General features: G+C 59.0%; 20 protein-coding genes, 4 tRNA genes and 3 rRNA genes. 8 read left to right on the plus strand and 19 right to left on the minus strand.

Features of this window, described 5'->3' with window-relative positions:
• Positions 1–8: 8 nt before the first annotated feature.
• From GV002_RS17530 to GV002_RS17580, 11 genes are all read right to left on the minus strand, one after another.
• Complete coding sequence (locus GV002_RS17530; RefSeq protein WP_150608279.1) at positions 9–719, minus strand: retron Ec48 family effector membrane protein; 711 nt, start codon at positions 717–719, stop codon at positions 9–11.
• Positions 709–1,881, minus strand: coding sequence for a reverse transcriptase family protein (locus GV002_RS17535; protein ID WP_160019596.1), 1,173 nt, complete (start codon positions 1,879–1,881; stop codon positions 709–711). Before GV002_RS17535 ends, GV002_RS17530 begins: the two co-directional genes overlap by 11 nt.
• 514 nt (positions 1,882–2,395) lie before the next feature.
• Positions 2,396–3,496, minus strand: a complete 1,101-nt coding sequence (gene ychF / locus GV002_RS17540) for a redox-regulated ATPase YchF (protein WP_055983750.1) — start codon at positions 3,494–3,496, stop codon at positions 2,396–2,398.
• A gap of 25 nt (positions 3,497–3,521) precedes the next feature.
• Positions 3,522–4,112, minus strand: a complete 591-nt coding sequence (gene pth / locus GV002_RS17545; RefSeq protein WP_160019597.1) for an aminoacyl-tRNA hydrolase — start codon at positions 4,110–4,112, stop codon at positions 3,522–3,524.
• A 63-nt stretch (positions 4,113–4,175) separates the two neighbouring features.
• The gene (locus tag GV002_RS17550) at positions 4,176–4,787 is read right to left on the minus strand and encodes a 50S ribosomal protein L25/general stress protein Ctc (protein ID WP_160019598.1); all 612 of its coding nucleotides are present in this window, start codon (positions 4,785–4,787) and stop codon (positions 4,176–4,178) included.
• Positions 4,788–4,894: 107 nt separating this feature from the next.
• Positions 4,895–5,836 (minus strand): ribose-phosphate pyrophosphokinase, encoded by a 942-nt coding sequence (locus GV002_RS17555; protein ID WP_003244667.1) that lies wholly within the window; start codon positions 5,834–5,836, stop codon positions 4,895–4,897.
• Positions 5,837–5,882: 46 nt separating this feature from the next.
• Positions 5,883–5,957: transfer RNA gene (locus tag GV002_RS17560), tRNA-Gln, on the minus strand.
• Positions 5,958–6,013: 56 nt separating this feature from the next.
• A tRNA-Gln gene (locus tag GV002_RS17565) sits at positions 6,014–6,088 on the minus strand.
• A 26-nt stretch (positions 6,089–6,114) separates the two neighbouring features.
• Entirely contained in the window at positions 6,115–6,957 is an 843-nt protein-coding gene (gene ispE, locus GV002_RS17570) for a 4-(cytidine 5'-diphospho)-2-C-methyl-D-erythritol kinase (protein ID WP_160020195.1), read from the minus strand.
• Between the two features lie 232 nt (positions 6,958–7,189).
• Positions 7,190–7,807: a lipoprotein insertase outer membrane protein LolB gene (lolB, locus tag GV002_RS17575; protein WP_160019599.1), complete on the minus strand. Its 618-nt coding sequence runs from the start codon at positions 7,805–7,807 to the stop codon at positions 7,190–7,192.
• The gene (locus GV002_RS17580; protein WP_160019600.1) at positions 7,804–9,531 is read right to left on the minus strand and encodes a tetratricopeptide repeat protein; all 1,728 of its coding nucleotides are present in this window, start codon (positions 9,529–9,531) and stop codon (positions 7,804–7,806) included. Before GV002_RS17580 ends, lolB begins: the two co-directional genes overlap by 4 nt.
• Positions 9,532–9,740: 209 nt before the next feature.
• Between GV002_RS17580 and hemA the strand changes: the two genes are divergently transcribed.
• The 3 genes from hemA to GV002_RS17595 form a co-directional block, all read left to right on the plus strand.
• Positions 9,741–11,021, plus strand: a complete 1,281-nt coding sequence (hemA, locus tag GV002_RS17585; RefSeq protein ID WP_160019601.1) for a glutamyl-tRNA reductase — start codon at positions 9,741–9,743, stop codon at positions 11,019–11,021.
• The gene (prfA, locus tag GV002_RS17590; protein ID WP_160019602.1) at positions 11,018–12,100 is read left to right on the plus strand and encodes a peptide chain release factor 1; all 1,083 of its coding nucleotides are present in this window, start codon (positions 11,018–11,020) and stop codon (positions 12,098–12,100) included. The genes hemA and prfA overlap by 4 nt, the downstream gene beginning before the upstream one ends.
• A gap of 264 nt (positions 12,101–12,364) precedes the next feature.
• On the plus strand, positions 12,365–13,248 hold an 884-nt coding region (locus GV002_RS17595; protein ID WP_160020196.1), incomplete at its 3' end, for a zinc-dependent alcohol dehydrogenase family protein.
• A gap of 42 nt (positions 13,249–13,290) precedes the next feature.
• Here the strand turns inward: GV002_RS17595 and rrf are convergent.
• The 6 genes from rrf to GV002_RS17625 all read right to left on the minus strand — a co-directional run bounded on the left by rrf (position 13,291) and on the right by GV002_RS17625 (position 20,459).
• Positions 13,291–13,406 (minus strand): 5S ribosomal RNA (gene rrf, locus GV002_RS17600).
• A gap of 149 nt (positions 13,407–13,555) precedes the next feature.
• Positions 13,556–16,448: ribosomal RNA gene (locus GV002_RS17605) — 23S ribosomal RNA — on the minus strand.
• 261 nt (positions 16,449–16,709) lie between these two features.
• A tRNA-Ala gene (locus GV002_RS17610) sits at positions 16,710–16,785 on the minus strand.
• Between the two features lie 22 nt (positions 16,786–16,807).
• Positions 16,808–16,884: transfer RNA gene (locus tag GV002_RS17615), tRNA-Ile, on the minus strand.
• An 85-nt stretch (positions 16,885–16,969) separates the two neighbouring features.
• Positions 16,970–18,506, minus strand: a 16S ribosomal RNA gene (locus GV002_RS17620).
• Together the 16S, 23S and 5S rRNA genes with 2 tRNA genes alongside form the textbook arrangement of a ribosomal RNA operon.
• A 744-nt stretch (positions 18,507–19,250) precedes the next feature.
• Positions 19,251–20,459 carry an ammonium transporter gene (locus GV002_RS17625; RefSeq protein ID WP_160019603.1) on the minus strand — a complete coding sequence of 403 codons (1,209 nt, stop codon included), beginning with the start codon at positions 20,457–20,459 and terminating at the stop codon, positions 19,251–19,253.
• Between the two features lie 372 nt (positions 20,460–20,831).
• Between GV002_RS17625 and GV002_RS17630 the strand changes: the two genes are divergently transcribed.
• From GV002_RS17630 to GV002_RS17650, 5 genes are all read left to right on the plus strand, one after another.
• Positions 20,832–21,149, plus strand: coding sequence for a DUF883 family protein (locus tag GV002_RS17630; RefSeq protein ID WP_074918103.1), 318 nt, complete (start codon positions 20,832–20,834; stop codon positions 21,147–21,149).
• A gap of 8 nt (positions 21,150–21,157) precedes the next feature.
• Entirely contained in the window at positions 21,158–21,517 is a 360-nt protein-coding gene (locus GV002_RS17635; protein ID WP_160019604.1) for a phage holin family protein, read from the plus strand.
• Positions 21,514–21,813 (plus strand): hypothetical protein, encoded by a 300-nt coding sequence (locus GV002_RS17640; RefSeq protein ID WP_160019605.1) that lies wholly within the window; start codon positions 21,514–21,516, stop codon positions 21,811–21,813. Before GV002_RS17635 ends, GV002_RS17640 begins: the two co-directional genes overlap by 4 nt.
• A 101-nt stretch (positions 21,814–21,914) precedes the next feature.
• Positions 21,915–23,078 (plus strand): EAL domain-containing protein, encoded by a 1,164-nt coding sequence (locus GV002_RS17645; RefSeq protein WP_160019606.1) that lies wholly within the window; start codon positions 21,915–21,917, stop codon positions 23,076–23,078.
• Positions 23,079–23,218: 140 nt separating this feature from the next.
• Positions 23,219–24,121, plus strand: a complete 903-nt coding sequence (locus GV002_RS17650) for a c-type cytochrome domain-containing protein (protein WP_160019607.1) — start codon at positions 23,219–23,221, stop codon at positions 24,119–24,121.
• Here the strand turns inward: GV002_RS17650 and GV002_RS17655 are convergent.
• Together GV002_RS17655 and GV002_RS17660 are read right to left on the minus strand one after the other, a co-directional pair.
• Entirely contained in the window at positions 24,107–24,769 is a 663-nt protein-coding gene (locus GV002_RS17655) for an SCO family protein (protein WP_160019608.1), read from the minus strand. The genes GV002_RS17650 and GV002_RS17655 overlap by 15 nt on opposite strands.
• An 18-nt stretch (positions 24,770–24,787) precedes the next feature.
• Positions 24,788–26,593 carry a multicopper oxidase domain-containing protein gene (locus tag GV002_RS17660; RefSeq protein ID WP_160019609.1) on the minus strand — a complete coding sequence of 602 codons (1,806 nt, stop codon included), beginning with the start codon at positions 26,591–26,593 and terminating at the stop codon, positions 24,788–24,790.
• Positions 26,594–26,922: the final 329 nt, after the last annotated feature.

Genomic DNA, 26,922 nt, shown 5'->3' on the forward strand with positions numbered 1-26,922 from the left:
TCTGGGGGCTACCTTCGAGTTCTAAAGGCTACAGTATAGTCTCTTCGGGAATCAGAAAGCTTTTCAGGAATGCCCGTAAGAGTAGCATTCACTTTGTCTAGGAAAGTGAATACATTTAGCTCTATTTCTACAATGCGCTGTAGATCAGGTTCTTGAACTGTTACGCCAAGAAGTTCAAAGAGCTGTAGCATCTCCGTTTCATGTTCTGGCCTGACACCTTGTGAAGAAGCGTTTCCTGAGCCGTAGAGGGAGCTGGTTAGTTCTACACAAGACTGTATTTTTCTAATGGTCTGTGCGTAAGATTTGGATATGGAAATGTCTCCAAGCTCAGAGTTGGGGTAAATTAGTTTATAGAGTTTATTGGTGTTTAAGCATTCTTTGGATATGTTTGAGGACTTTACTATTTCTTCAATGGCAGTCTTAAATGATGACAGATTGCTGGAGTGTCGTGTGTAGTTGTCGCGGTTGATGGTTTGGTTAAATGTTTTTAATCCTATATATGATCCGGACATTGCGGCTGTATAAGCTGCGATTAAGGATGAGTTTTTTATAATATCAATCGACTCTGAGAATATAAGAGCTGCATTACTGAAACAGCCGGAGGTGAAGCAAAACTCTAAGTTTGCTTTTGATAGCACATCGAATGCCGGGAAAGCGGCAAGGATAAAGCCCGTGGTAAGAATTGCGCAAACAGCGCCGACCGCTATGTTAAGTATCATCGGAGAAATTGGGCTCTAATCCACGTAATGTTTGACGCATTGCTGCCGCTTCGTGGTGATATATTCGACGTAAAATCCCAAGTCTATGTCGAAGCCTGGCATGACGAACCTTATAGAGGTAGCTTGAATTGTGATTTGCGTGGTCGCGGACAAGAGTTGCAAGCATTATCTGGCATCTTTTAATATCTTTCTTCGATGGCAGAGGAAGAATATCTCTCATTTGTTTTCTTAAGATATTATAGCGTGGGTGGTTTACACGTTTGAGCTTGTTAACTTTGCCAGAAACGCTTTCAAAGAGGCGGCGATATTCGAAGCTAACTCTGGCATTGGGTTCTGAGGCTTTATTTTTTAAATTATGAACATCTGATCTAATTTTTCTTACTTCTTCCCGGGTTAGGCCGGGGGTTGATCGATTAATTCGAAGTCCATGGACAGAGAAGGCATTGAGAGCGACGTGCTCAATGCCAGACTTCTCCTCATTTAGCTCAAAGTCAGAGTCTTCAATCATGCGCTTAAGGACGCGCATCCACTTTTCTAAATCTTTGTTTGGGGTTTTTGATGATATGGTTATATCGTCTATGAGTCGTGTGTACCGTAAGCTGTCATAGCTAAGCTTTCTAACAAGATCATGCTCATCTAGAAGACAAAGGTTAGCAATGAAGCTTGAAGTGGAGGCACCTTGGGGAACTACTCCACAGCGAGTGCAAAGGTTTGCGAGAGTATCTGAAACCTCTGGAGGATAGTGAAGTATGGTTTTGAATACTTCAAAAACTAAATCGCGGGAGATGTTGTCAAAAAAATTGCGTATATCTACCTTCAATACTGTTTTGGCGCCGCAGTGTACGGCAGCACAGCGGATATAATCTCTAGGGTTCTCTTTATCCGATAAGGAGCCATAAAGATAATGCGGGTAAATAATTTGAGAAGATAGGATGCGGTTCTTGATACGGCGCTGAATACGCCTTAATTTGGGATGGGGGTTGTAAACTATACGAGTAGAACCATTTTTCTTACGAAGTTTAATCTCGACGTAACGATCTTCATCAGTCAGTGAGAGTGCTGTATCTAGTTCTTCGCGAGAAATACCTAAGGCATCACAAAGGTTATCCAAGTTCTGAATTGGATCAATGCCATCCTTTGTGCGTGCTTTAAGCTCTTCCATAAGTACATTGGCCGGCTGCCCTCTTGCGAGGGATATAGAGTAGAGATGTTAAGTCCGAGCCACCCCGAAGAAGGTCTGCCTCTACTCTACGAGCACGGCCAATCACCGAGATAGTGCTGTCGGCAAACTGAGCTTGTTATGCCGCCGCCTCCCCACATGACCTGTCAGGTTGCCCTTCCAGATCGCTGTTAATCACAACAGCCAAACAACTCGGGTTTTTCAGCTCGAATGTCACATACAAGGCGGAACGCCTGTGCACCCTGATACTAAAATGCCTTTATGGTACAAGGCAACCCCATGGTGACTACATAGGTCAAATTTTCTGGAAAGGACTGGCTTAGCCAGTGTGGGGAAGGGCTAGAGGGCCCGTTTTATGGACCTTTCTGGCCCAGCGGGGCAGGGCGTAGCGGATTCATAATCCCCAGCTCACGACAGTCACACTAGAGAATTCCTCACCCCAAAAACAACAAAACCCCGCCTTGGCGGGGTTCTGTCTATGCACTGCTCCTAACGATCAAACGTTAAAGCGGAAGTGCATCACGTCGCCGTCCTTGACGATGTAGTCCTTGCCTTCCAGACGCCATTTGCCGGCTTCCTTGGCGCCAGCTTCGCCCTTGTACTGGATGAAGTCGTTGTAGGCGATGACTTCGGCGCGGATGAAGCCTTTTTCGAAGTCGGTGTGGATCGCTGCAGCCGACTGCGGGGCGGTGGCGCCGACCTTGACGGTCCAGGCGCGTACTTCCTTCACGCCAGCGGTGAAGTATGTCTGCAGGTTGAGCAGCGAGTAACCGGCGCGGATCACGCGGTTCAGACCCGGCTCTTCCATGCCCATGGTTTCGAGGAACATCTGCATTTCTTCGAGATCGTCCAGTTCGGCGATCTCGGCTTCGATCTTGTTGCACACCGGCACGACGATGGCGCCTTCCGCTTCGGCGATGGCGTTGACCACGTCGAGGTGCGGGTTGTTCTCGAAGCCGTCTTCGGCGACGTTGGCGATGTACATCACCGGTTTGGTGGTGAGCAGGTGGAAGGTCTTGGCCAGGCGCTTCTCGTCGTCACCCAGGTCCTTGAGCAGGCTGCGCGCCGGCTTGCCTTCGGTGAGGTGGGGGATGAGCTTTTCCAGCAGGGCCTTCTGCGCCACGGATTCCTTGTCGCCACCCTTGGCGGTACGGGCAACGCGCTGCAGTTGCTTCTCGCTGCTGTCGAGGTCGGCCATGATCAGTTCGAGGTCGATGATCTCGATATCGCGCTTGGGGTCGACGCTGTTGGCAACGTGGATGACGTTGTCGTCTTCGAAGCAGCGCACCACGTGGGCGATGGCGTCGGTCTCGCGGATGTTGGCGAGGAACTTGTTGCCCAGGCCTTCACCTTTCGACGCGCCCGCGACCAGGCCGGCGATGTCGACGAATTCCATGGTGGTGGGGATGACCTTCTCGGGCTTGACGATCTCGGCCAGGGCATCCAGGCGCGGGTCAGGCATGGGCACGATGCCGCTGTTCGGCTCGATGGTGCAGAAGGGGAAGTTCTCCGCCGCGATGCCGGATTTGGTGAGGGCGTTGAACAGGGTGGACTTGCCGACGTTGGGCAGGCCGACGATGCCGCAGTTGAATCCCATGGTGTGTCCCTCGGGGTAAAGGTGGTTACTGGGTGGCCTTCTGGCTGTGCAGTTTGCGCATGGCCACGGTCCAGTCGCCGGCGAGTATTTCCGGCAGGACGTCCAAGGCGAAGTCGATGCTCTTGTCGAGCAGTTCCTGTTCGCTGCGTGGGGCGCGTCCGAGCACGAAGCCGGAAACCAGGCTGGCGTGCCCTGGATGGCCGATGCCGAGCCGCAGGCGATGGAAGTTATTCTGGTTGCCGAGCTGGGCGATGATGTCGCGCAGGCCGTTGTGCCCGCCGTGGCCGCCGCCCTGTTTGAGCTTGGCGACGCCGGGTGGCATGTCGAGTTCGTCGTGGGCCACCAGGATTTCTTCGGGTTTGATCTTGAAGAAATTGGCCAAGGCCGCCACGGACTGGCCGCTGCGGTTCATGTAGGTGGTGGGGATGAGCAGACGAACTTCGCGCCCCTGGTGGTTGAACTTGCCCACCAGGCCGAAATATTTGCGATCGACAGAGAGGTTGACGCGCTGGCTGGCTGCCACGCGCTCAACGAAAAGGGCCCCTGCATTGTGCCGGGTCTGGTCGTATTCGGGGCCGGGGTTACCCAGGCCAACGATCAGTTGTACGGCAGTCATACAGGAGCCCTTTTGAGGAAATCGCCCGGCGTGATCGCCTGCCGGGCGGGTTCCGCGCTGCGATTACTCGGCGGCGCCTTCTTCGTCTTCAGCCTTCACGCGCGAAGCGTGAATGTTGGAGACAGCCAGGTCGTTACCGTGGGCCAGAGCAACCAGCTCAACGCCTTTCGGCAGCTTCAGGTCGGACATGTGGACAGTCTGGCCAACTTCTACGGCAGCCATGTCGACTTCGATGAATTCCGGCAGGTCTTTCGGCAGGCAGGAAACTTCGACTTCGCTGATGGTGTGGGAGATCTCGCCACCTTGCTGCTTCACGCCAACGGAGGTTGCTTCGTTGAGGAAGTGCAGCGGTACGTGAGCGGTCAGCTTCTGGCCGGCAACGACGCGCTGGAAGTCAGCGTGCAGGACGAAGCCTTTGGCCGGATGGCGCTGCAGGGCCTTGATCAGGACGCTTTCTTTGGTGCCGGCAACGTCCAGGGTCAGGACGTGGCTGAAAGCCGCTTCGTTTTCCAGCAGCTTGGCCAGGTCTTTGGCCAGCAGGCTGATCGATTGCGGGTCTTTGTCGCCACCGTAGATCACGGCAGGCACCATGGACACGTTACGACGCAGGCGGCGGCTCGCACCTTTCCCCAGGTCGGAACGCACTTCGGCATTCAGGGCAAATTCAACAGTCATTTCACTTCTCCAAAATAACCAAACCGCCTTGTGGCTTGCGACCAGCCTCGGGCGGTAGGGCAAAAAGCCCCGCACGAGGCGGGGCAGTGTGATCTCGCCAGTTCCGCTTAGCGGAACATGGCGCTGATCGATTCTTCGTTGCTGATGCGGCGAACCGCTTCGGCGACGACCGGGGCGATGTCGAGCTGGCGAATACGCGAGCAGGACTGCGCCGCAGCGGACAGCGGGATGGTGTTGGTGACCACCAGCTCGTCCAGGACGGAATTCTCGATGTTCTCGATGGCGCGGCCGGACAGCACCGGGTGAGTGCAGTAGGCGTAGACCTTGGCGGCGCCGCGCTCTTTCAGCGCTTTGGCGGCGTGGCACAGGGTACCGGCGGTGTCGACCATGTCGTCGACCAGGATGCAGGTACGGCCTTCGACGTCACCGATGATGTGCATCACTTCGGACTGGTTGGCCTTCTCGCGACGCTTGTCGATGATCGCCAGGTCGACGCCCAGGCTCTTGGCCACGGCGCGGGCGCGAACGACGCCGCCGATATCGGGGGAGACGATCATCAGGTTGTCGAAGCGCTGGTCTTCGATGTCGTCGACCAGGACCGGGGAACCGTAGATGTTGTCCACCGGAATGTCGAAGAAGCCCTGAATCTGGTCAGCGTGCAGGTCGACGGTCAGCACGCGGTCGATACCGACCACGGTGAGCATGTCGGCAACCACTTTGGCGCTGATTGCCACGCGCGCGGAACGCGGACGGCGATCCTGGCGGGCATAACCGAAGTAGGGGATGACCGCAGTGATGCGAGTCGCCGAGGAACGGCGGAAGGCGTCGGCCATCACTACCAGTTCCATCAGGTTGTCGTTGGTGGGTGCACAGGTCGGCTGAATCAGGAAGACGTCCTTGCCGCGGACGTTCTCGTTGATTTCGATCATGACTTCGCCGTCGGAGAACTTACCGACCGAAGCATCGCCGAGGGGAATGTGCAGCTGACGAACGATCCGTCGCGCCAGATCGGGGTTTGCGTTCCCCGTGAAGACCATCATCTTGGACACGCGCAGTACCTGCCGGCTGGGGGTATACCTGGATGGGTATGGAAAATGGCAGGGGCGGCTGGATTCGAACCAACGCATGCCAGGATCAAAACCTGGTGCCTTACCGCTTGGCGACGCCCCTATATTCTGTGTTGAACGCTTGTTGACTCGGTTCCCGATGCCTCCCGAAGGAGGTTATGGCAGGGGCGGCTGGATTCGAACCAACGCATGCCAGGATCAAAACCTGGTGCCTTACCGCTTGGCGACGCCCCTGTATCGTATAACCGAATGCTGAGCATTCACTTCTTGGCCAATGCTTGGAGCCTGCGGTGCAGCATCGAAATGTTGCGACCTTGAGCGACAAAGCTCGGCAGAGTGCCTGGAAGTTGGCGGGCGACTTTATCAGCATCGTCCCGATTTGGGAAGCTCCCAAATATGCAAGCTCCAGTGCCGGTCAATCTAGCTGAAACAAATTTGTTCAACAAGATCAAAGCGTTACGAACTTCAGGGTAACGCTTCTCTACGACCGGCTGGCAGTCGTTTCGACCACCCCCCGCAAGAAGGCTGCGAACTTTAATGGGCGGCGTATCCCGTGTCAACTCGGGCGAGCCGAAAACTTCTGCAGTGCTGACAAAGACTTGCGGTACTGCGACGAGGAACCAGGGTTCGTCGAGTTCGACCGGGCTCAGGTGCTCGCCAACGCCCTCGGCGAAGGCTGCGCGGCCGCGTACGAATACCGGTACGTCGGCACCCAGGGCCAGGCCCAGTTCCGCCAGGCGATCTTCACCCAGTTGGGTGTGCCACAGGTGGTCGAGACCGAGCAGGGTGGTGGCGGCATCCGAGCTGCCACCACCAATGCCGCCGCCCATGGGCAGGCGCTTGTCCAGCCAGATATCGGCACCGAGCTGAGTGCCGCTGGCTTCCTGAAGTCTTCTGGCGGCACGCACGATCAGGTTGCTGTCGTGCGGTACGCCTTCGATGGGCGTGTACAGACGGATTTCGCCATCCTGACGGACGCTGAAACCGAGTTCGTCGCCGTGGTCGAGAAACTGAAACAAGGTCTGCAGCTCGTGATAGCCGTCGGCGCGGCGACCGAGGATATGCAGCATCAGGTTGAGTTTGGCGGGGGCGGGCAGGATCAGTTCTGTCTCTTATACAATCTGACGCTGCCGACGAAGCTAGAAGTGTAGAGGATGGCTGTGCGGCTCATGGCGATGTCGTTGGCGGGAGTTCGTAGCCCGGATGCAATCCGGGGCTGGGTGGAGAGAGTCCCCGGATTGCATCCGGGCTACGGCTCCTGCGGGAGGCGCTTCAGCGGCGACGGAGCAAGCCAATGTCGCGGCTGAAGCCCCTCCCACAGGATCTGCAGTGAGCTTATTGACCGAGCTGACGCGGTTGCCAGTCCTTGATCACCAGGGTCACTTCCAGGTCCTGGCCATAGAGCTTCAGGCGCTCCGGCAGAGCGTAGCCGTTCTGCTCGGTGTAGCGCTGGTATTCCACCTGCCAGCCGTCCTGTTCCAGGCGCGCCAGGTGGCTTTCGCCGTCGAGGGTGATGCGGCTGCGGCTGTCCGGGGCGGGCAGGCCGCGAATCCACCAGAGCAGGTTGGAGACCGGCAGGTCCAGGCGCAGTTGCTCTTGCAGCAGCGCTTCCGGCGATTCGGCGCGGAAGCGGCCACGGTTGGACACTTCCAGCAGGATGTCACCCGGGCGGCCGGTTAGGCGTGCGGCTCCGCCACCCAGCGGGCCGGACAGGCGAATGTCGTAGTAATCCTGGCGCTGCAGCCAGAACAGCGTGGCACTGCCGGAGTCACGTGGGGCGCGGATGCCGATCTTGCCGTTGATCTGCCAGCCGTCGAGCTGGGTGATCTGCTGTTTGTGGGCTTTCCACTTGGCCGGGTCGCCCTGGCCTTCCAGCGCTTCGTGCGAGGTGAGGCCGGCGCAGCCGGCGAGCAGGGCGAGGAGGCTGAATACGAGTAGGTGACGAAGCATCAAAGAGTCTCGGAACCGGTCAGGCGCAACAGCGTGTCACGCAGAATGGGGCTGTCGGGCGTTTCGGCGAGGGCGTCGCCCCAGATACGTCGAGCTTCGCGCTGCTTGCCCTGGGCCCAGAGCACTTCGCCGAGGTGGGCTGCCACTTCGTGATCGGGGAATTTCTCCAGGGCCTGGCGCAGCAGACGCTCGGCCTCGTCCAGGTTGCCCAGGCGGTAGTTGACCCAGCCGAGGCTGTCGAGAATCGCCGGGTCATCCGGGTTGAGCAGGTGCGCCTTGGCGATCAGGTCACGCGCTTCTTCGTAGCGCGTGGTGCGGTCAGCCAGGGTGTAGCCGAGGGCGTTGAGCGCCATGGCGTGCTCCGGCTCGCGCTCGATGATGTAGCGCAGGTCGGTTTCCAGCTGCGCCAGGTCATCGCGCTTTTCCGCGAGCATGGCGCGGGTATAGAGCAGGTTCAGGTCGTTGGGGAATTGCTTCAGGCCCTCGTTGATCACCTTCCAGGCCGGCTCGACCTGCTGGTCATTGCTCAGGCCTTCGGCTTCGATCAGGTACAGCTGGATGGCGTAATCGGGCTGTGCGTCACGTGCCTGGGCCAGGCGTGCGCTGGCTTCTTCGCTGCGCTGTTGGGCGAACAGCAGCTCGGCCTGGCGTTGCTGGGCCGGCAGGTAGTCGTTGCTCGGGCCGACCAGGTTGTATTCCTGCAGGGCACTGTCGTTGTCGTTCAGCGCCTCGTAGGCGCGGCCGAGGTTGTAGTGCGCGGCATCGACATGGCTGCGGCGTTCGACCAGCTCTTCCAGATAGACGATGGCCTCTTCCCAGGCTTCGGCTTCCAGGCACACCAGGGCCAGGGAGAAACGCAGGTCGTCGTCGTTGGGGTTTTCCTGCACCAGCTTGGAGAACTCGCCCTTGGCGTCGTCAAGGCGATCCTGCTCGACCAGCAGGCGCGCGTAGGTCAGGCGCAGGCGTTTGTCTTCGGGGTTGTTGCGGATGCCTTTGTGCAGCAGCGGCAGGGCTTCGTCACCACGGCCGAGGCTCTGCAGCAGGCGGGCGCGCAGCAGGATCGGCGACACTTCGTTGCTGCTCGCTGCATGGTCTTCGAGCAGTTGAAGGGCCTCTTCGGCGCGGCCGTCCTGTTGCAGAAGGATGGCCTTGCCGAACAGCAGCTGGCTGTTGTTCGGGTTCTTGCTCAGCAGGCGGTCGAAGCCTTGCAGCAGGCCGGCGCGGGTGTCCGGGTCGGTCTCGGCGGCAGACAGGGCGAGGAAATCGAAGTGGGTATCGCCCTGGCGCTGCAGCACCTGCTCCATATAAGTCATGGATTCGTCGTAACGGCCGGCGCGGGCCAATTGCACGGCGGCGGCGCGCTGGGCGTCGATGTTGCTTGGCGCGTTCCTAGCCCAGATCAGTGCACTGTCGAGCGCAGCCTGTTCGGCGCCGAGGTATTCGGCAATGCGGAAGGCGCGTTCGGCGACGCCGGCATCGCCGGTGGCGTTGGCCTGCTGCACGTAGTTGCCGAGGGCGATGTCGAAGCGATTGCGTTGGCCGGCCAGCTCGGCGGTGAGCAGGGCGAACAGGGTTTCCTGGCTGAACGAGCCGTATTCGCTCGGTTCCAGCTGGGCGGTCTGGTCGGCTTCCTGTACCGGCGGCGTACCGTCCGGTTCACTGGGGGCGAAGGTTTGGCAGCCGCTGAGGAAGGCGAGTGCAGTGAGCAACGCGAGGGGTCTGTTCATAGTGCCTTGTCGTGCGTTATTCCGGGGCGACGGCCGTGCCGGCTCGTGCCCTGCGACGTTCGCGGCATCATGACACAAGCCTTGGGGCAAGCCCACTGGCCAGGACGATGCGGCGAACTGTCTATTGGGACAATAGGTCGCGGGAGTTGTTCTCTCGGGGGCGAAGTAGGACAATTGCCGGCTTCCGTATTGCCCCTCAGCGACCCTGCATGGCCTTTATCGCCCTCGGTATCAACCACAAGACCGCCTCGGTAGAGGTGCGCGAGCGCGTTGCTTTCACCCCGGAGCAACTGGTCGAAGCCCTGCAGCAGCTGTGCCGGCTGACGCCCAGCCGTGAGGCGGCGATCCTCTCTACCTGCAATCGCAGCGAGCTGTACCTGGAGCAGGATCAGCTGAGCAGCGACGAAGTGTTGCAGTGGCTGGCTGATTATCATCGCCTGAGCGTCGACGAACTGCGTGCCTGCGCCTATGTGCACAGCGAGGACGATGCGGTGCGGCACATGATGCGCGTGGCGTGCGGGCTCGACTCCATGGTGCTGGGCGAGCCACAGATTCTTGGCCAGCTCAAGTCTGCCTACGCCGTGGCGCGCGAGGCCGGCACCGTCGGGCCGCTGTTGGGGCGGTTGTTCCAGGCCACCTTCAGCACCGCCAAGACCGTACGCACCGATACCGCCATTGGCGAGAACCCGGTATCGGTGGCCTTCGCTGCAGTCAGCCTGGCCAAGCAGATTTTCTCCGACCTGCACCGCAGCCAGGCGTTGCTGATTGGTGCCGGCGAGACCATCAGCCTGGTGGCGCGCCACCTGCATGACCAGGGCATCAAGCGTATCGTCGTCGCCAACCGCACCCTGGAGCGCGCCAGTCAGCTGGCCGAGCAGTTCGGTGCGCATGCCGTGCTGCTCTCGGACATCCCTGACGTGCTGGCGCACAGCGATATCGTCATCAGCTCCACTGCCAGCCAGTTGCCGATTCTCGGCAAGGGCGCGGTGGAAAGTGCGCTGAAAAAGCGCAGGCACAAGCCGATCTTCATGGTCGACATCGCCGTGCCGCGCGATATCGAGTCGCAGGTGGGCGAGCTGGATGACGTCTACCTCTATACCGTCGATGACCTGCACGAAGTCATCGAGGAAAACCTCAAGAGCCGCCAGGGCGCGGCGCAGGCTGCCGAGGAACTGGTGGCCGCCGGCACCGACGACTTCATGCAGCGCCTGCGTGAGCTGGCTGCGGTCGATGTGCTCAAGGCCTACCGTCAGCAGGCCGAGCGCCTGCGCGACGATGAGCTGGCCAAGGCCCAGCGCATGCTGGCCAACGGCAGCAACCCCGAAGACGTACTGGCGCAGCTGGCCCGTGGCCTGACCAACAAGCTGCTGCACGCACCCAGCGTGCGCATGAAGAAACTTACTGCCGAGGGGCGCGTCGACGCGCTCAGCCTGGCCCAGGAATTGTTCGCCCTCGACGAGAGCGCGCCGCAGGACAAAGGTCTGCAATGAAAGCTTCACTGTTGAACAAGCTGGACAATCTCAGCGACCGTTTCGAGGAACTGACGGCGCTGCTCGGCGACGCCGAGGTGATTTCCAAACAGACGCAATTTCGCGCCTATTCCAAGGAATATGCCGAGATCGAGCCAGTAATCGCCACCTTCCGCGAGCTGCGCAAGGTGCAGGGCGACCTCGAAGGTGCCCAGGCGCTACTCAAGGACAGCGACGCGGATATGCGCGAGATGGCCGAAGAGGAGGTGGCCCAGGCCAAGGAAGCGCTGGTCACCCTGGAGGACAAGCTGCAGCGCATGCTGCTGCCGAAAGACCCCAACGACGGCCGTAACGTCTACCTGGAAGTGCGTGCCGGCACAGGCGGCGACGAGGCAGCGATCTTCTCCGGCGACCTGTTCCGCATGTATTCGCGCTATGCCGAGAAGCAGGGCTGGCGGGTAGAGGTGCTGTCGGCCAACGAGGGCGAGCACGGCGGTTTCAAGGAAGTGATTGCCCGTGTCGAAGGCGACAACGTCTACGCCAAGCTCAAGTTCGAGTCCGGCGCTCATCGTGTGCAGCGTGTGCCGGAAACCGAGTCCCAGGGCCGTATTCATACCTCGGCCTGCACCGTGGCGGTGTTGCCGGAGCCGGACGAGCAGGCTGCCATCGAGATCAATCCGGCTGACTTGCGCGTCGATACCTACCGCAGCTCCGGCGCCGGTGGTCAGCACGTCAACACCACTGACTCGGCGATCCGCATCACCCACATTCCCACCGGCACTGTGGTTGAGTGTCAGGAAGAGCGCTCGCAGCACAAGAACCGCGCCAAGGCCATGGCCTGGCTGGCAGCCAAGCTGCAGGACCAGCAGGAAGCGGCGGCGCACAAGGAAATATCCGAGACGCGCAAGCTGCTGGTGGGCTCCGGCGACCGCTCCGAGCGCATCCGTACCTACAACTTTCCGCAGGGCCGGGTGACCGACCACCGCATCAACCTGACCCTGTATTCGCTCAATGAAGTGATAGCCGGTGGTGTCGAGGCCGTGATCGAGCCGCTGCTGGCCGAGTACCAGGCCGATCAGCTGGCGGCGTTGGGCGATTGATTGCAGCGGTGCGTATGGCTGGCGCCGCGTAGGGTGCGCCGTGCGCACCGTAGCCCGGATGCAATCCGGGATGAGCTGACAGCAAGCGCCAACGTAGCGCCGGACAGTCCCCTCTCCCCTCGGGGAGAGGGTTAGGGAGAGGGGGCGCAATGGCACACCCNTGAGCACACCGGGCATCGTTAATGCCCAACGTGAACGAGCACGTTTACGTGTCAATATATCGAAAATTCCCTATATCCCTTTTTCCAGAAGCGAGGAACCACAATGAAAGCGCAAGTACTCAAATCCTTTGGCGGCCCGAACGCGTTCGAACTGAGCGAAGTGGCCAAACCCGCACCGCAGGCAGGACAAGTACTGGTGCGGGTTCACGCAACCTCCATCAACCCGCTGGATTACCAGGTACGTCGTGGCGACTACGTTGATTACGTCCCTCTCCCCGCCATTACCGGGCATGACGTCTCCGGCGTCGTCGAAGCCATCGGCCCGGGTGTGACGAGCTTCGTGCCAGGTGACGAAGTCTGGTACACCACGCAGATTTTCGAAGGCGACGGCAGTTATGCCGAGTACCACGTGGCGTCCGAAAGCATCATCGGCAAGAAGCCGGCATCGCTGAGCCATCTCGAGGCGGCAAGCCTGACGCTGGTAGGCGGGACAGTCTGGGAAGCACTGGTCGGCCGTGTATCGCTGAGGGTCGGGGAAAGCATTCTGATCCACGGCGGCGCCGGTGGCGTCGGCCACGTGGCGATCCAGGTGGCCAAAGCCATTGGCGCCCGGGTGTTCACCACCGTGCGTGAAGCGAACTTCGAGTTCGCCCGGGGTATGGGTGCCGACGTGGTCATCGACTACGAACAAGAGGATTACGTTGACGCTATCCTGCGGGAAACCGATGGCCAAGGCGTGGATGTGATCTTCGACACCATCGGCGGCGACACCTTGACCCGCAGCCCCGATGCGCTCGCCCAGCTCGGCCGTGTGGTTTCGATCGTGGACATCGCCAAGCCGCAGAACCTCATTCAGGCCTGGGGCAAGAACGCCAGCTACCACTTCGTCTTCACCCGCCAGAACCGCGGCAAGCTCGATGAACTGAAGGCATTGGTCGAGCGCGGCCAACTGCGCCCCCATATTGGCGCGGTCTATTCGCTCGCTGANAAACCCCAGACCGCGTTGGCGATCTGGGGTTTCGTATAGGAGCTTGACGATGACCTACTCTCACATGGTGAAGCACCACACTACCATCGGCGATGCGTCGTTTCACTACTGAGTTCGGGATGGGATCAGGTGGTTCCAACGCTCTATGGTCGTCAAGCAATTCGGTTGGGATCTCGCGGTTAGGCGCTATCCCTTGGATACGTGATAGATAATTTGTAGTTCTTGCAAATTTTCGGCTTTCTGTCGACTTCACCATCGACACCCTCTGTCTCCGGCTTATGCCTTCGCAGATTGTTTGGGTGTTATATGGTCAAGCCTCACGGGCAATTAGTATGGGTTAGCTCAACGCCTCACAGCGCTTACACACCCCACCTATCAACGTCGTAGTCTTCGACGGCCCTTCAGGGAGCTCAAGGCTCCAGTGAGATCTCATCTTGAGGCAAGTTTCCCGCTTAGATGCTTTCAGCGGTTATCTTTTCCGAACATAGCTACCCGGCAATGCCACTGGCGTGACAACCGGAACACCAGAGGTTCGTCCAACCCGGTCCTCTCGTACTAAGGTCAGCCCCTCTCAAATCTCAAACGTCCACGGCAGATAGGGACCGAACTGTCTCACGACGTTCTAAACCCAGCTCGCGTACCACTTTAAATGGCGAACAGCCATACCCTTGGGACCGGCTTCAGCCCCAGGATGTGATGAGCCGACATCGAGGTGCCAAACACCGCCGTCGATATGAACTCTTGGGCGGTATCAGCCTGTTATCCCCGGAGTACCTTTTATCCGTTGAGCGATGGCCCTTCCATACAGAACCACCGGATCACTAAGACCTACTTTCGTACCTGCTCGACGTGTCTGTCTCGCAGTCAAGCGCGCTTTTGCCTTTATACTCTACGACCGATTTCCGACCGGTCTGAGCGCACCTTCGTACTCCTCCGTTACTCTTTGGGAGGAGACCGCCCCAGTCAAACTACCCACCATACACTGTCCTCGATCCGGATAACGGACCAGAGTTAGAACCTCAAGGTTGCCAGGGTGGTATTTCAAGGTTGGCTCCATGAGAACTGGCGTCCCCACTTCAAAGCCTCCCACCTATCCTACACAAGCAAGCTCAAAGTCCAGTGCAAAGCTATAGTAAAGGTTCACGGGGTCTTTCCGTCTAGCCGCGGATACACTGCATCTTCACAGCGATTTCAATTTCACTGAGTCTCGGGTGGAGACAGCGCCGCCATCGTTACGCCATTCGTGCAGGTCGGAACTTACCCGACAAGGAATTTCGCTACCTTAGGACCGTTATAGTTACGGCCGCCGTTTACCGGGGCTTCGATCAAGAGCTTCGCTTGCGCTAACCCCATCAATTAACCTTCCGGCACCGGGCAGGCGTCACACCCTATACGTCCACTTTCGTGTTTGCAGAGTGCTGTGTTTTTAATAAACAGTCGCAGCGGCCTGGTATCTTCGACCGGCATGGGCTTACGTAGTAAATACTTCACCCTCACCGGCGCACCTTCTCCCGAAGTTACGGTGCCATTTTGCCTAGTTCCTTCACCCGAGTTCTCTCAAGCGCCTTGGTATTCTCTACCTAACCACCTGTGTCGGTTTGGGGTACGGTTCCTAGTTACCTGAAGCTTAGAAGCTTTTCCTGGAAGCATGGCATCAACCACTTCGCATTCTAAAAGAACGCTCGTCATCAGCTCTCGGCCTTAAGATCCCGGATTTACCTAAGATCTCAGCCTACCACCTTAAACACGGACAACCAACGCCGTGCTGGCCTAGCCTTCTCCGTCCCTCCATCGCAGTAACTAGAAGTACGGGAATATTAACCCGTTTCCCATCGACTACGCATTTCTGCCTCGCCTTAGGGGCCGACTAACCCTGCGTCGATTAACGTTGCGCAGGAAACCTTGGTCTTTCGGCGTGCAAGTTTTTCACTCGCATTGTCGTTACTCATGTCAGCATTCGCACTTCTGATACCTCCAGCAAGCTTCTCAACTCACCTTCACAGGCTTACAGAACGCTCCTCTACCGCTCATCCAAAGGATGAACCCGTAGCTTCGGTGTATGGTTTGAGCCCCGTTACATCTTCCGCGCAGGCCGACTCGACTAGTGAGCTATTACGCTTTCTTTAAAGGATGGCTGCTTCTAAGCCAACCTCCTAGCTGTCTAAGCCTTCCCACATCGTTTCCCACTTAACCATAACTTTGGGACCTTAGCTGACGGTCTGGGTTGTTTCCCTTTTCACGACGGACGTTAGCACCCGCCGTGTGTCTCCCGTGCTGACACTTGCTGGTATTCGGAGTTTGCATCGGTTTGGTAAGTCGGGATGACCCCCTAGCCGAAACAGTGCTCTACCCCCAGCAGTGATACACGAGGCGCTACCTAAATAGCTTTCGAGGAGAACCAGCTATCTCCGAGCTTGATTAGCCTTTCACTCCGATCCACAGGTCATCCGCTAACTTTTCAACGGTAGTCGGTTCGGTCCTCCAGTCAGTGTTACCTAACCTTCAACCTGCCCATGGATAGATCGCCCGGTTTCGGGTCTATACCCAGCGACTAAAGCGCCCTATTAAGACTCGCTTTCGCTACGCCTCCCCTATTCGGTTAAGCTCGCCACTGAATATAAGTCGCTGACCCATTATACAAAAGGTACGCAGTCACCCAACAAAGTAGGCTCCCACTGCTTGTACGCATACGGTTTCAGGATCTATTTCACTCCCCTCTCCGGGGTTCTTTTCGCCTTTCCCTCACGGTACTAGTTCACTATCGGTCAGTCAGTAGTATTTAGCCTTGGAGGATGGTCCCCCCATGTTCAGACAAGGTTTCTCGTGCCCCGTCCTACTCGATTTCATTGATAAGAGCGTTTCGTGTACGGGGCTATCACCCACTACGGCGGCACTTTCCAGAGCCTTCCACTACACTCAAATCAACTTAAGGGCTAGTCCCCGTTCGCTCGCCACTACTTAGGGAATCTCGGTTGATTTCTTTTCCTCAGGGTACTTAGATGTTTCAGTTCCCCTGGTTCGCCTCTTGCACCTATGGATTCAGTACAAGATACCCGGCTTATGCCGGGTGGGTTCCCCCATTCAGAGATCTCTGGATCACAGTCTGTTTGCCGACTCCCCAAAGCTTTTCGCAGGCTACCACGTCTTTCATCGCCTCTGACTGCCAAGGCATCCACCGTATGCGCTTCTTCACTTGACCATATAACCCCAAGCAATCTGGTTACTGTCTCAATCGTGAAGACGACATTCGCCGAAAATTTGCGTCTTGAGAACTACAAATTTTACCTTGACCAGATCAATTGCCAGTGAAAGCAATTAATCAGTCACTTCTATCACATATCCAAATTTTTAAAGAACGATATTCGTACCGGTCAAAAGACCAGAAATCAGCACTCATCAGGCTTACCCTGAAGCGCTCATTTCTGAACTCTTTCACTTCACACCGCAACCGCGTAGAGAGTGGTGGAGCCAAGCGGGATCGAACCGCTGACCTCCTGCGTGCAAGGCAGGCGCTCTCCCAGCTGAGCTATGGCCCCGTATTCTTCTGCACCAAGCAATTGGTAGGTCTGGGCAGATTTGAACTGCCGACCTCACCCTTATCAGGGGTGCGCTCTAACCAACTGAGCTACAGACCTATAACAGGGTCGCGTTACAGCATCGTCTTCGACTATGAATCAAGCAATTCGTGTGGATACTCATGAAGAAGCTGATGTCTTCGATTAAGGAGGTGATCCAGCCGCAGGTTCCCCTACGGCTACCTTGTTACGACTTCACCCCAGTCATGAATCACTCCGTGGTAACCGTCCCCCCGAAGGTTAGACTAGCTACTTCTGGAGCAACCCACTCCCATGGTGTGACGGGCGGTGTGTACAAGGCCCGGGAACGTATTCACCGTGACATTCTGATTCACGATTACTAGCGATTCCGACTTCACGCAGTCGAGTTGCAGACTGCGATCCGGACTACGATCGGTTTTATGGGATTAGCTCCACCTCGCGGCTTGGCAACCCTTTGTACCGACCATTGTAGCACGTGTGTAGCCCTGGCCGTAAGGGCCATGATGACTTGACGTCATCCCCACCTTCCTCCGGTTTGTCACCGGCAGTCTCCTTAGAGTGCCCACCATAACGTGCTGGTAACTAAGGACAAGGGTTGCGCTCGTTACGGGACTTAACCCAACATCTCACGACACGAGCTGACGACAGCCATGCAGCACCTGTGTCTGAGTTCCCGAAGGCACCAATCCATCTCTGGAAAGTTCTCAGCATGTCAAGGCCAGGTAAGGTTCTTCGCGTTGCTTCGAATTAAACCACATGCTCCACCGCTTGTGCGGGCCCCCGTCAATTCATTTGAGTTTTAACCTTGCGGCCGTACTCCCCAGGCGGTCAACTTAATGCGTTAGCTGCGCCACTAAGTTCTCAAGGAACCCAACGGCTAGTTGACATCGTTTACGGCGTGGACTACCAGGGTATCTAATCCTGTTTGCTCCCCACGCTTTCGCACCTCAGTGTCAGTATCAGTCCAGGTGGTCGCCTTCGCCACTGGTGTTCCTTCCTATATCTACGCATTTCACCGCTACACAGGAAATTCCACCACCCTCTACCGTACTCTAGCTCGCCAGTTTTGGATGCAGTTCCCAGGTTGAGCCCGGGGCTTTCACATCCAACTTAACGAACCACCTACGCGCGCTTTACGCCCAGTAATTCCGATTAACGCTTGCACCCTTCGTATTACCGCGGCTGCTGGCACGAAGTTAGCCGGTGCTTATTCTGTCGGTAACGTCAAAACACTAACGTATTAGGTTAATGCCCTTCCTCCCAACTTAAAGTGCTTTACAATCCGAAGACCTTCTTCACACACGCGGCATGGCTGGATCAGGCTTTCGCCCATTGTCCAATATTCCCCACTGCTGCCTCCCGTAGGAGTCTGGACCGTGTCTCAGTTCCAGTGTGACTGATCATCCTCTCAGACCAGTTACGGATCGTCGCCTTGGTGAGCCATTACCTCACCAACAAGCTAATCCGACCTAGGCTCATCTGATAGCGCAAGGCCCGAAGGTCCCCTGCTTTCTCCCGTAGGACGTATGCGGTATTAGCGCCCGTTTCCGGACGTTATCCCCCACTACCAGGCAGATTCCTAGGCATTACTCACCCGTCCGCCGCTAAATCAAGGAGCAAGCTCCTCTCATCCGCTCGACTTGCATGTGTTAGGCCTGCCGCCAGCGTTCAATCTGAGCCATGATCAAACTCTTCAGTTCAATACTGCTTGGGTTTTGAGAAAACCCTAAACTTGGCTCAGCAATCGCAAAACTTTCAAATTAATGAAAGGTAACTCTCGAATTAACGAGTGTTGCTTTGTGATGCTGATAATCAGTTGACTATCAGTCTTACCTCACAAGCACCCACACGAATTGCTTGATTCAGTTGTTAAAGAACAGTTGGTTAAGCCTTTCGTCTCAACCGAGGCGCGCATTCTACAGCAGCCTCTCTATCTGTCAAGCTGTTTTTCGAATTTGTTTCCGGAGAAACTTCTTTCTACTCAACCACTTGCGCCTTCAATCAGAACTTCTTCTCTCCAGCGGGAGGCGCATTCTACAGCGTTCAAAACCGCTGTCAACCACCTCTTTCAAACCGCTTTCGATCCATTCGACCGAAGCATCAACACCCCGGAGCAGCGCCGGAATGAGGAAACGCAGCGAAGCGAAGTAACAGCCGCAGGCTGGCCCGAAGGGTGAGCAAAGCGAATCAAGTTTCGCGTAGCGAAACCCGGATGTCGGGGTGCCCTTCTTTGCCACACCGTTCTTGGGCAAGCAAGAAAGGTGTGGCGCCCGTAAGGGGCGCAACCCAAACGCTCAGCGCACGCGATAACGGATAGTGCTAAGTCAGTAAGCGATACGCACATAAACTTGCCAGTACGGTCTCAACCCGCACTTTCCACAAACTATGCGAAGAACTTTTTTATTGCCTGTTCCGGGCACTGGCTGGCAGCACCCGGTAATGGCTCAATCCTGACTCACCGCACCGATCTTGTGGATCGACAGGTCGGCGCCGTTGTATTCCTCTTCCTGACTCAGGCGAATGCCCAAAGACACCTTGAGCAGGCCGTATACCGCAAAGCCACCGACCAGCGCGACCACCACGCCCAGCGCAGTGCCGATCACCTGGCTGGCCAGGCTGACGCCTCCCAGGCCACCGAATGCTTCGAGGCCGAAGATGCCGCAAGCGATGCCGCCCCAGATGCCGCACAGGCCATGCAGCGGCCAGACGCCGAGCACGTCGTCGATCTTCCACTTCACCTGAGTCGCGGTGAATGCCCAGACGAACAGCGCACCGGCAATCGCGCCAGTGGCCAGGGCGCCAATCGGGTGCATCAGGTCCGAGCCGGCGCAGATGGCGACCAGACCAGCCAGCGGGCCGTTGTGCAGGAAGCCTGGGTCATTGCGCCCTACCAGCAGCGCGGCGACGGTACCACCGACCATGGCCATCAGCGAGTTGACCGCCACCAGGCCACTGACGCCTTCGAGCGTCTGCGCACTCATCACGTTGAAGCCGAACCAGCCGATGATCAGAATCCACGAGCCCAGCGCCAGGAATGGAATGTTCGACGGCGCCATGGCCACCAGCTTGCCGTCGCGATAGCGACCATTGCGACGCCCCAGCAACAACACCGCGCCGAAGGCCAACCAACCGCCCATGGCATGCACCACCACCGAACCGGCAAAATCATGGAAGCCTGCGCCGAAGCGAGTCTCGAGCCAAGCCTGGAAACCGTAGTTGCCATTCCAGATCATGCCTTCGAAGAAGGGGTAGACGAACGCCACGATCAACGCCGTGGCGCATAGCTGCGGGCCGAATCTGGCGCGCTCGGCGATACCACCGGAGATGATTGCCGGAATCGCCGCCGCGAAGGTCAGCAGGAAGAAGAACTTCACCAGACCGTACCCGTGGTTCTCCGTCAGCACCGCCGCCGGCTCAAAGAAGTTGATGCCGTAGGCGATCCAGTAGCCGATGAAGAAATACGCCAGGGCGGAGATGGCGAAATCCGAGAGAATCTTCGATAGCGCGTTGACCTGGTTTTTCTGCCGCACCGTTCCCACTTCAAGGAAGGCAAACCCGGCATGCATGGCCAGGACCATGATTGCACCCAGCAGGATGAACAGGGTATTGGAGCCGTGGATCAGCGTGGCCACGGCACTGTTGATGTTTTCCATCGAGAAAGAAAACTCCGGAGGCAGAAGAAAAAGCACCAAACAAAGGCACAAAACCGAAAATGCGCACCACAATGCAGCCAACACATGCAGCGCGCCCTCGAAAAGTGCTGTCTGACGGCCCCAAAATAGCGCCACCAAAGACTGACTGATCGATGCTTATTTCTTGTTAATCAAATGGTTATGCGCGAAATTGACCATCCTGAGCCGCATCGAGAAAGCCCCATCACAGGGCATTTCGCGACCTTCGCGCACCAGCAAAATGCAATCGCTATACCAAACACCAAACCGGTCACTTCACGACTATTCTTGCGGAACCCTCACGCAGCAGAGCACTCGTAAACAGTACATCCCCAACGCAGAGGACTGCTCACCATGCCACGCAAAGCCGCTACTCCAAGCACCAAGGACGCCCTGCTGGATGAATTCCAGGCTCTGGTCAGCGACACCGAGAAGCTCCTGCAACATTCCGCCAGCCTCGCTGGTGAACAGGCCGAAGCGCTGCGCGATGACATTCGCAGCAGTCTTGACCGTGCCCGTGACACCTTGCACAAAGCCGAGTCCAGCCTGCGCGAACAGGGCAAGATCGCCGTCGACGCCACTGAGGATTACGTGCACAAGCACCCGTGGCAGGCGCTCGGCCTGTCGGCCGCTATCGGCTTGGTGCTCGGCCTACTGATCAGCCGCCGTTGACAGCGCCCATGTCCAACGGCCCCTCGCCACGGCGCCTGGGTGCAGCCCTGTTGGGCCTGCTCCAGGGCCACGTGGCGCTGCTCGCTCATGAACTCGAAGACCAACGCAACCAGGCACTACGTGCGCTGCTCCTTGGCGGTCTGTGCCTGGCCTTCGCCCTGCTCCTGCTGATAGGTCTGTCCGCTCTGCTGCTGATCGTCTACTGGGATACGCACCGTCTGGCAGTCGCCACCGGCCTGTGCCTGTTCTACGGTTTTGGCCTGCTCGTTTGCGGCGCCTGGCTGCTGACCAGTCTGCGCAACGCCGAGCCGCCGTTCAGCGCCAGCCTTGAAGAACTGCAACGTGACCGCGAGCAACTGCTGCCATGACGCCGAACTTGCCTCCAGGCGCCTCGCGCCGTGAACTTCGTAAAGCCGTGCTGCGCATGCGTCTGGAGATGCACCGCCAGGAATTGCGCCATGAAATGCTGCAGATCAGCCAACCACTCAAACAGGTACGCGAGTACGGACAGCGCCTGCGCCAGGGCAATGCACCCTTTTTGCTCACTGGCGGCGCACTGGCACTGGCCGGGCTGCTCGGAGGCAAACGCGGTTGGCGTCGCTGGTTACGCCTGGCATTGATCATTGCACCGCTACTTCGGCGCCGGCAAAGCGGCATCGACTGAAGCGGAAGCTGGTCTAGACCTGGGCTGGCCGCGATCTTGCTTGGTTGAGCAACCCAGCCGCCACCAGGCGGCTCAACCGCTCAGCGCTAAGGACACCCCAGGTGATCGACGGACTGCCTTTTGCCGTCTTCCAACCCTTCATCGACACCGCCACCGGCCGTATCGCCGGCGTCGAAGCGCTGGCTCGGCTGCGCGATGCCAACGGCCAGGCACACTCGGCCGGGCCGCTTTTCGCTGATCCGAAAACCCCGCCCGCCGCTCTGCGCCGCCTTGACCGGCAAGTGCGCGAAGATGCCCTGCAGCGCTTCCACCAAGCCCCCGCGGACTGGTTCCTGAGCCTGAACATTTCACCACGCTGGATCAGCCGCCTGCGCCCGGCGCAGCCACTGCCCAGCCTGATTCAACTGCAGCGCAGCGGTATCGACCCAGCACGCATCGTCTTCGAGATCACCGAACTGGGCGGTGCCAGCCAGCGCTTACCCGACGTGGTAGCGCGCTACCGTGAGGCCGGAGCACGCATCGCCATCGACGATTTCGGCGCTGGCTATTCGCAGCTCGACCGCGTGCTGGCACTGCAGCCGGACATCCTCAAGCTGGACATGCGTCTGTTCCAGGAGGCCGCTCGCGGCGGCCCTAGCGGCGAAGTGGTCAAGGCCCTGGCACAGATGGCCGAAAAGACCGGTTGCTGGATCATCGCCGAAGGGGTGGAAACCGAAGCCGAGCTGAACTTCGCCCTCGAGTGCGGCGCCCGTTACGTCCAGGGGTTCCTGTTCGCCAGGCCGGAGGAGGAACTGTTCGCCAGCGACGCCTTCGTCGGCCGTTTCGCGCGCCTGCGTGACAGCTACGTACAACAGAAACTCGCCGAGCGCGCGCGCCTGGTCAGCCTGCGCCAGCAACTGGCCGAATTGATGTCCGAACTCAGGTTCTGGGCCGAAAGTGGCGCCCCGGCAACGAGCCTCAATGCGCCGGACAACTATCCCTGGCTGTTGCGCATCTATCAGTGCGACCGCCACGGCACCCAACTCACACCCAACCTGCAGTGGCGCCAGAACATCTGGCAGGCCGATGACCGCTACCTTGGGCATAACTGGTCATGGCGTCCCTACTTCTATCAACTGCTGGCCGAAGGCTGGGAAGAGCGGCGCCTGACGCTCTCCACCACCTACCGCGATGCCACCACCAACCAGTATTGCCTGACGGCAGGCCAGTTCATCGACAATGGTCGTCGCCTGCTGCTGGTAGACATCGACGCTGCCGGTTTCTGAGGAGGCAGCTAGGCTAAAGCAACAGGTTGTCGGACTTCTCTCGGCACAGTCGAACCAGGCGTTTCTCGGATACATCCCTGCCCACAGAAGCTTCGCGCCGAACGGCTGAATGATCTGCCCCAGTCTCCGAGGCTGCGCTTATGCCCTGGCTAGCCCTGCGCCTGTTCATCCCGCTACTGCTCAGCGCCAGCGTACTGGCCGCCGTGTCCCCGACCTATCACGGCGACATCGCTCCGCTTCTGGCCAACCGCTGCCTGGTCTGCCACAGCGGCGCGCAGGCCCCATTGGGTCTGCGCCTGGACAGCCTGGAGAATCTGTTGCGCGGCAGCCAGCGCGGGCCGGTGGTCCACGCTGGCGATGCCGCCGGCAGTGAGCTGCTGCGCCGCCTGACAGGCAGCAGCCAACCACGCATGCCGCTGAGCGGCCCGCCCTTCCTCGATGCCGCCGAGATCACCATGGTCGAACGCTGGATAAACGCCGGCCTGCCAGCGGGCAGCGAAATCGCCACCCGGCCTGCCGTCACCCTGCCAACGCCTGACGAGGCGATCGACTACCGCCACGTCGAAGCCATCCTGCTACGCCGCTGCGCTACCTGCCATTCCGCCAGCGGCCTGATGGGTCCGGCTCCCGAGGGTTATCTGCTGTCGAGTTACGCAGCAACCCTGGCCAGCAACGAGCGCGCCCGCGTGGTGCCCGGTAACCCCGCAGCCAGCGAGCTGGTGCGGCGCATTCGTGGCCAGGCGCGACCCCGCATGCCTTACGACGGTCCTCCCTATCTCGCGGATGCGGAAATCGACCTGATCGTGGCCTGGATCGAACAAGGCGCACGCGATGCTACCGGGCAGCCAGCAGCCGTGCCGGTGGGCGCCCGAGTACGTCTGCATGGCCGCCTGGATGATGCCGGCAAGCTGGACGGGCTGGCGCTGCTGATCGATGCCCGCACGCGCCTCGACGATGCACCACGCCCCGGCGCCTACGTGCAGGTGCGCGGCCGCCTCGATGCTGGCGGCCGCGTGCAAGTAGAACGTCTACGCCTGCGCTAGCTGCTCGGCAGGCGCCTCATGCGGACGATAAGCGGTGTGCACCACCTTGCTGTCGACATGATTGATGGTCGACAAGATCTGCGCGGCATCGGTCTGCGACGGCGCCATGGTCCAGCGGTCCAGCGCGTCGTTGCCGATGCGCAGCATGCCGGTATGGCTGAGGTCGTTGAGGTCAACCACCGGGTCGACGTCATAAAAACCCAGGGCGCGACGCAGTTGCTCGATATCGGCGCGCGCGCCGGTAAGGAACTGCCAGCCCGGACCGATATGGTGGCGCTCGACGTACTCGCGCAGACGCTCGGGGCTGTCCAGCTCCGGTTGCAGCGTCAGCGAATACAGGTGCACATCGCGTCCGGCACGTTCACCGAGCATCTCCTGCACCAGGCGCAGGTTGGCGGTGGTAGCCGGGCAACTGTTGCTGCACTGGGCGTACATCATGTTGATCGCCACCACCTTGCCGCGCACCAGGTCGTCGTAGAAGCGCACTTCACGCCCCTCGTGGGTCAGCAGCGGGACATTGGGAAAGCGCGTACCGCCCACCCCGGCCAGCGGCGCGGCTGGCTGCTGCAGGCTACTGCCCGAGTGCCAGGCGGCCCAACCGAACGCGGCAACGCCAAGCCCTGCCAGCACCTTTCTTCGCGTATTCATGGCAAACCTCCTGCTGGCTCAGACGATGTCCCAACGCAGCATCATGGCGTGGTCTTCGTGGATCAGGTTGTGGCAGTGCATCACGTACTTGCCCTTGTAATCGCGAAAACGCATCAGCACGCGCAGAACCGTACGGTCGGAAATGTTGAACACATCCTTGCGGCCGCGCTCATGCACCGGGATGACCACGTTGCGGCCATCGGTGGTCTTGCTCAGCAGACGGCCCTCCTCGAAATGGATATGTACAGGGTGATCCCAGCCGTCATCGACGCTGTACAACTCCCAGATCTCCATGGCCCCCATGGGCACCAAAGCGCGCGGAACGTTGAGATTGATGAACTGACCATTGATCGCCCACATGTTCTGTCGGCGCTCGAAGAGGAACCTGCGCACCGGCAGTGCCGCCAGCTGGGCGGTCGTCGGCAACGGCGGCAGCGGCCGCAGGGTGCTGGGCACCCGGCTCAGGTCCTGCTCCGGCGGCTCACGGTCGACCACTATCTTCAACACCCGATCGCCGGGCGCAACCACCTGATAAGGCCGACGAGTGTCTTCCGGGCGGTGGGTCAGGCGGTTGGCCAGGTAAAGCTCAGTGCCCACCGGGTAGCGCGAGAAATCCACCACAATATCAGCTCGTTCGGCCACGCCCAGGCGCACGTTGGTCTGGTTGAGCAGTGGTTTTTCCAGCAGGTTGCCGTCGTTGGCGATGTAGGTGAAAGGCTGGATGACGTTGTTCGGCCGCACCAGGTAGAACTGGTAAAAGCGGCTCGGCCCACCGTTGAGCAGGCGCAGCCGGTACTTGCGCCGTGCTACCCGCAGTACTGGCTGGATCTTGCCATTGACTATGGTCTTGTCGCCGAGGATGCCCTCGGGGCTGACCTGGTCGTAATAAAGGATGCCGTTGGGGTCGAAACGCCGATCGCAGAAGCTCAGCGGGTAGTCGTAGGGGTGGCTGGGCAGACGCAAGGCCGCGGGGTTCGGGTCCTTCTCGTTGCCCGAGTCGAGATGATCGAACAGCAGGAAGAAGCCCATCAGCCCGCGGACGATGTTAGGCGCTGTGAAGTCCAGGGTATGGTCGTGGTAGAACAGCGTGCCGAGGGCCTCGCGGTAATCGCCGATGCCGTTCTGCAGTTCGTCGTAGCCGGCGTAGATGTTGGAGTAAAGGTGGTCCTTGAAACCGCCTGGCGCGGTCAGATTGGGCCCGGCCTTGGTGGCGCTGTAGTAGTCGCCGGCAAAACCGTCACTCTCCGAACCGACGTGGGCATTGTGCAGGTGGGTGCTGATCTCCGGCGTACCAAAACCAGTGTGGTTGGCCGGCAAGTCATTGTAGATGCGGCAGATCATCGGGTGGCCGTAGTGCGAGTGCACCACCGGGCTGAGCACGGACAGATCCGCAACGGCGGCCTGGAAGGTCCATACCGGCTGTGGCGGATAGGCCGGATTGAACACCCAACCCTCGCGCTGCGCTGCATGCAGCTCGTAGTGCTCTGCCTGCGGGCCGAACTCGGCCCAGCGCTGATGAGCCGGCCGCCCGGCCTCGCCGGCGACGGTGTTGGCATGCTCGGTAGGCGGCGGATTGAGCGTGCTGCCGTAAAGCAGCGCCGGCTCATTGGGCAGAAACTCCTGCCAGGCAATGGTCGGCGGGCTAGGCGGCACCACCGCCTCGCTACGACTGGGCGCCAGGATCAGCGGCGCCGCGGCCATTGCCGCACTACCTTGAAGAAAACTGCGCCGTGATAACTGCCCAGGCGGCGCCAGCTCTCCATCAGCGGGGCAAACAGTGCTCTGTGCCTCGGTCGGACCCGAGCTGGGTGATAAAGGTTTCATGCTGCATCTCCCCGACGCCCGGCTGTCGCTCCTGTGTGCACGCCTTAACCCGCACACCGGCGATATACGCACGTCGTCTGACAAACGGTCGACTCGACTGAGGCCTCCAGGCCGAGACAGCTACCAACGACCAGACGGCCCACAGGGCCAGCACGCCAGAGCGAGTCGACTCGGCTCCAGCAAGGTCGGTGCACGGGAAATAGGCAGATGAACAATGAAGGCGTGGCAACTGCGCCTCGCTGATACGGGGTGCATGGTCCGGCGCAACAGCAAGCTGTCCATGACGTTCTCCCTAGCAATCTCTACTACCAGTACGCGGCGTCCTCTCC

This window comes from Pseudomonas sp. 8O (assembly GCF_902506495.1).
GTDB classification, from domain to species: Bacteria; Pseudomonadota; Gammaproteobacteria; order Pseudomonadales; family Pseudomonadaceae; genus Aquipseudomonas; species Aquipseudomonas chaetocerotis.

Bases quoted from the DNA above. Each gene is read 5' to 3' on its own strand.
- GV002_RS17530 (WP_150608279.1), bottom strand. From the start codon at position 719: ATGATACTTAACATAGCGGTCGGCGCTGTTTGCGCAATTCTTACCACG.
- GV002_RS17535 (WP_160019596.1), bottom strand. From the start codon at position 1,881: ATGGAAGAGCTTAAAGCACGCACAAAGGATGGCATTGATCCAATTCAG.
- ychF (WP_055983750.1), bottom strand. From the start codon at position 3,496: ATGGGATTCAACTGCGGCATCGTCGGCCTGCCCAACGTCGGCAAGTCC.
- pth (WP_160019597.1), bottom strand. From the start codon at position 4,112: ATGACTGCCGTACAACTGATCGTTGGCCTGGGTAACCCCGGCCCCGAA.
- GV002_RS17550 (WP_160019598.1), bottom strand. From the start codon at position 4,787: ATGACTGTTGAATTTGCCCTGAATGCCGAAGTGCGTTCCGACCTGGGG.
- GV002_RS17580 (WP_160019600.1), bottom strand. From the start codon at position 9,531: ATGAACAGACCCCTCGCGTTGCTCACTGCACTCGCCTTCCTCAGCGGC.
- hemA (WP_160019601.1), top strand. From the start codon at position 9,741: ATGGCCTTTATCGCCCTCGGTATCAACCACAAGACCGCCTCGGTAGAG.
- prfA (WP_160019602.1), top strand. From the start codon at position 11,018: ATGAAAGCTTCACTGTTGAACAAGCTGGACAATCTCAGCGACCGTTTC.
- GV002_RS17625 (WP_160019603.1), bottom strand. From the start codon at position 20,459: ATGGAAAACATCAACAGTGCCGTGGCCACGCTGATCCACGGCTCCAAT.
- GV002_RS17630 (WP_074918103.1), top strand. From the start codon at position 20,832: ATGCCACGCAAAGCCGCTACTCCAAGCACCAAGGACGCCCTGCTGGAT.
- GV002_RS17635 (WP_160019604.1), top strand. From the start codon at position 21,158: ATGTCCAACGGCCCCTCGCCACGGCGCCTGGGTGCAGCCCTGTTGGGC.
- GV002_RS17640 (WP_160019605.1), top strand. From the start codon at position 21,514: ATGACGCCGAACTTGCCTCCAGGCGCCTCGCGCCGTGAACTTCGTAAA.
- GV002_RS17650 (WP_160019607.1), top strand. From the start codon at position 23,219: ATGCCCTGGCTAGCCCTGCGCCTGTTCATCCCGCTACTGCTCAGCGCC.
- GV002_RS17655 (WP_160019608.1), bottom strand. From the start codon at position 24,769: ATGAATACGCGAAGAAAGGTGCTGGCAGGGCTTGGCGTTGCCGCGTTC.
- GV002_RS17660 (WP_160019609.1), bottom strand. From the start codon at position 26,593: ATGAAACCTTTATCACCCAGCTCGGGTCCGACCGAGGCACAGAGCACT.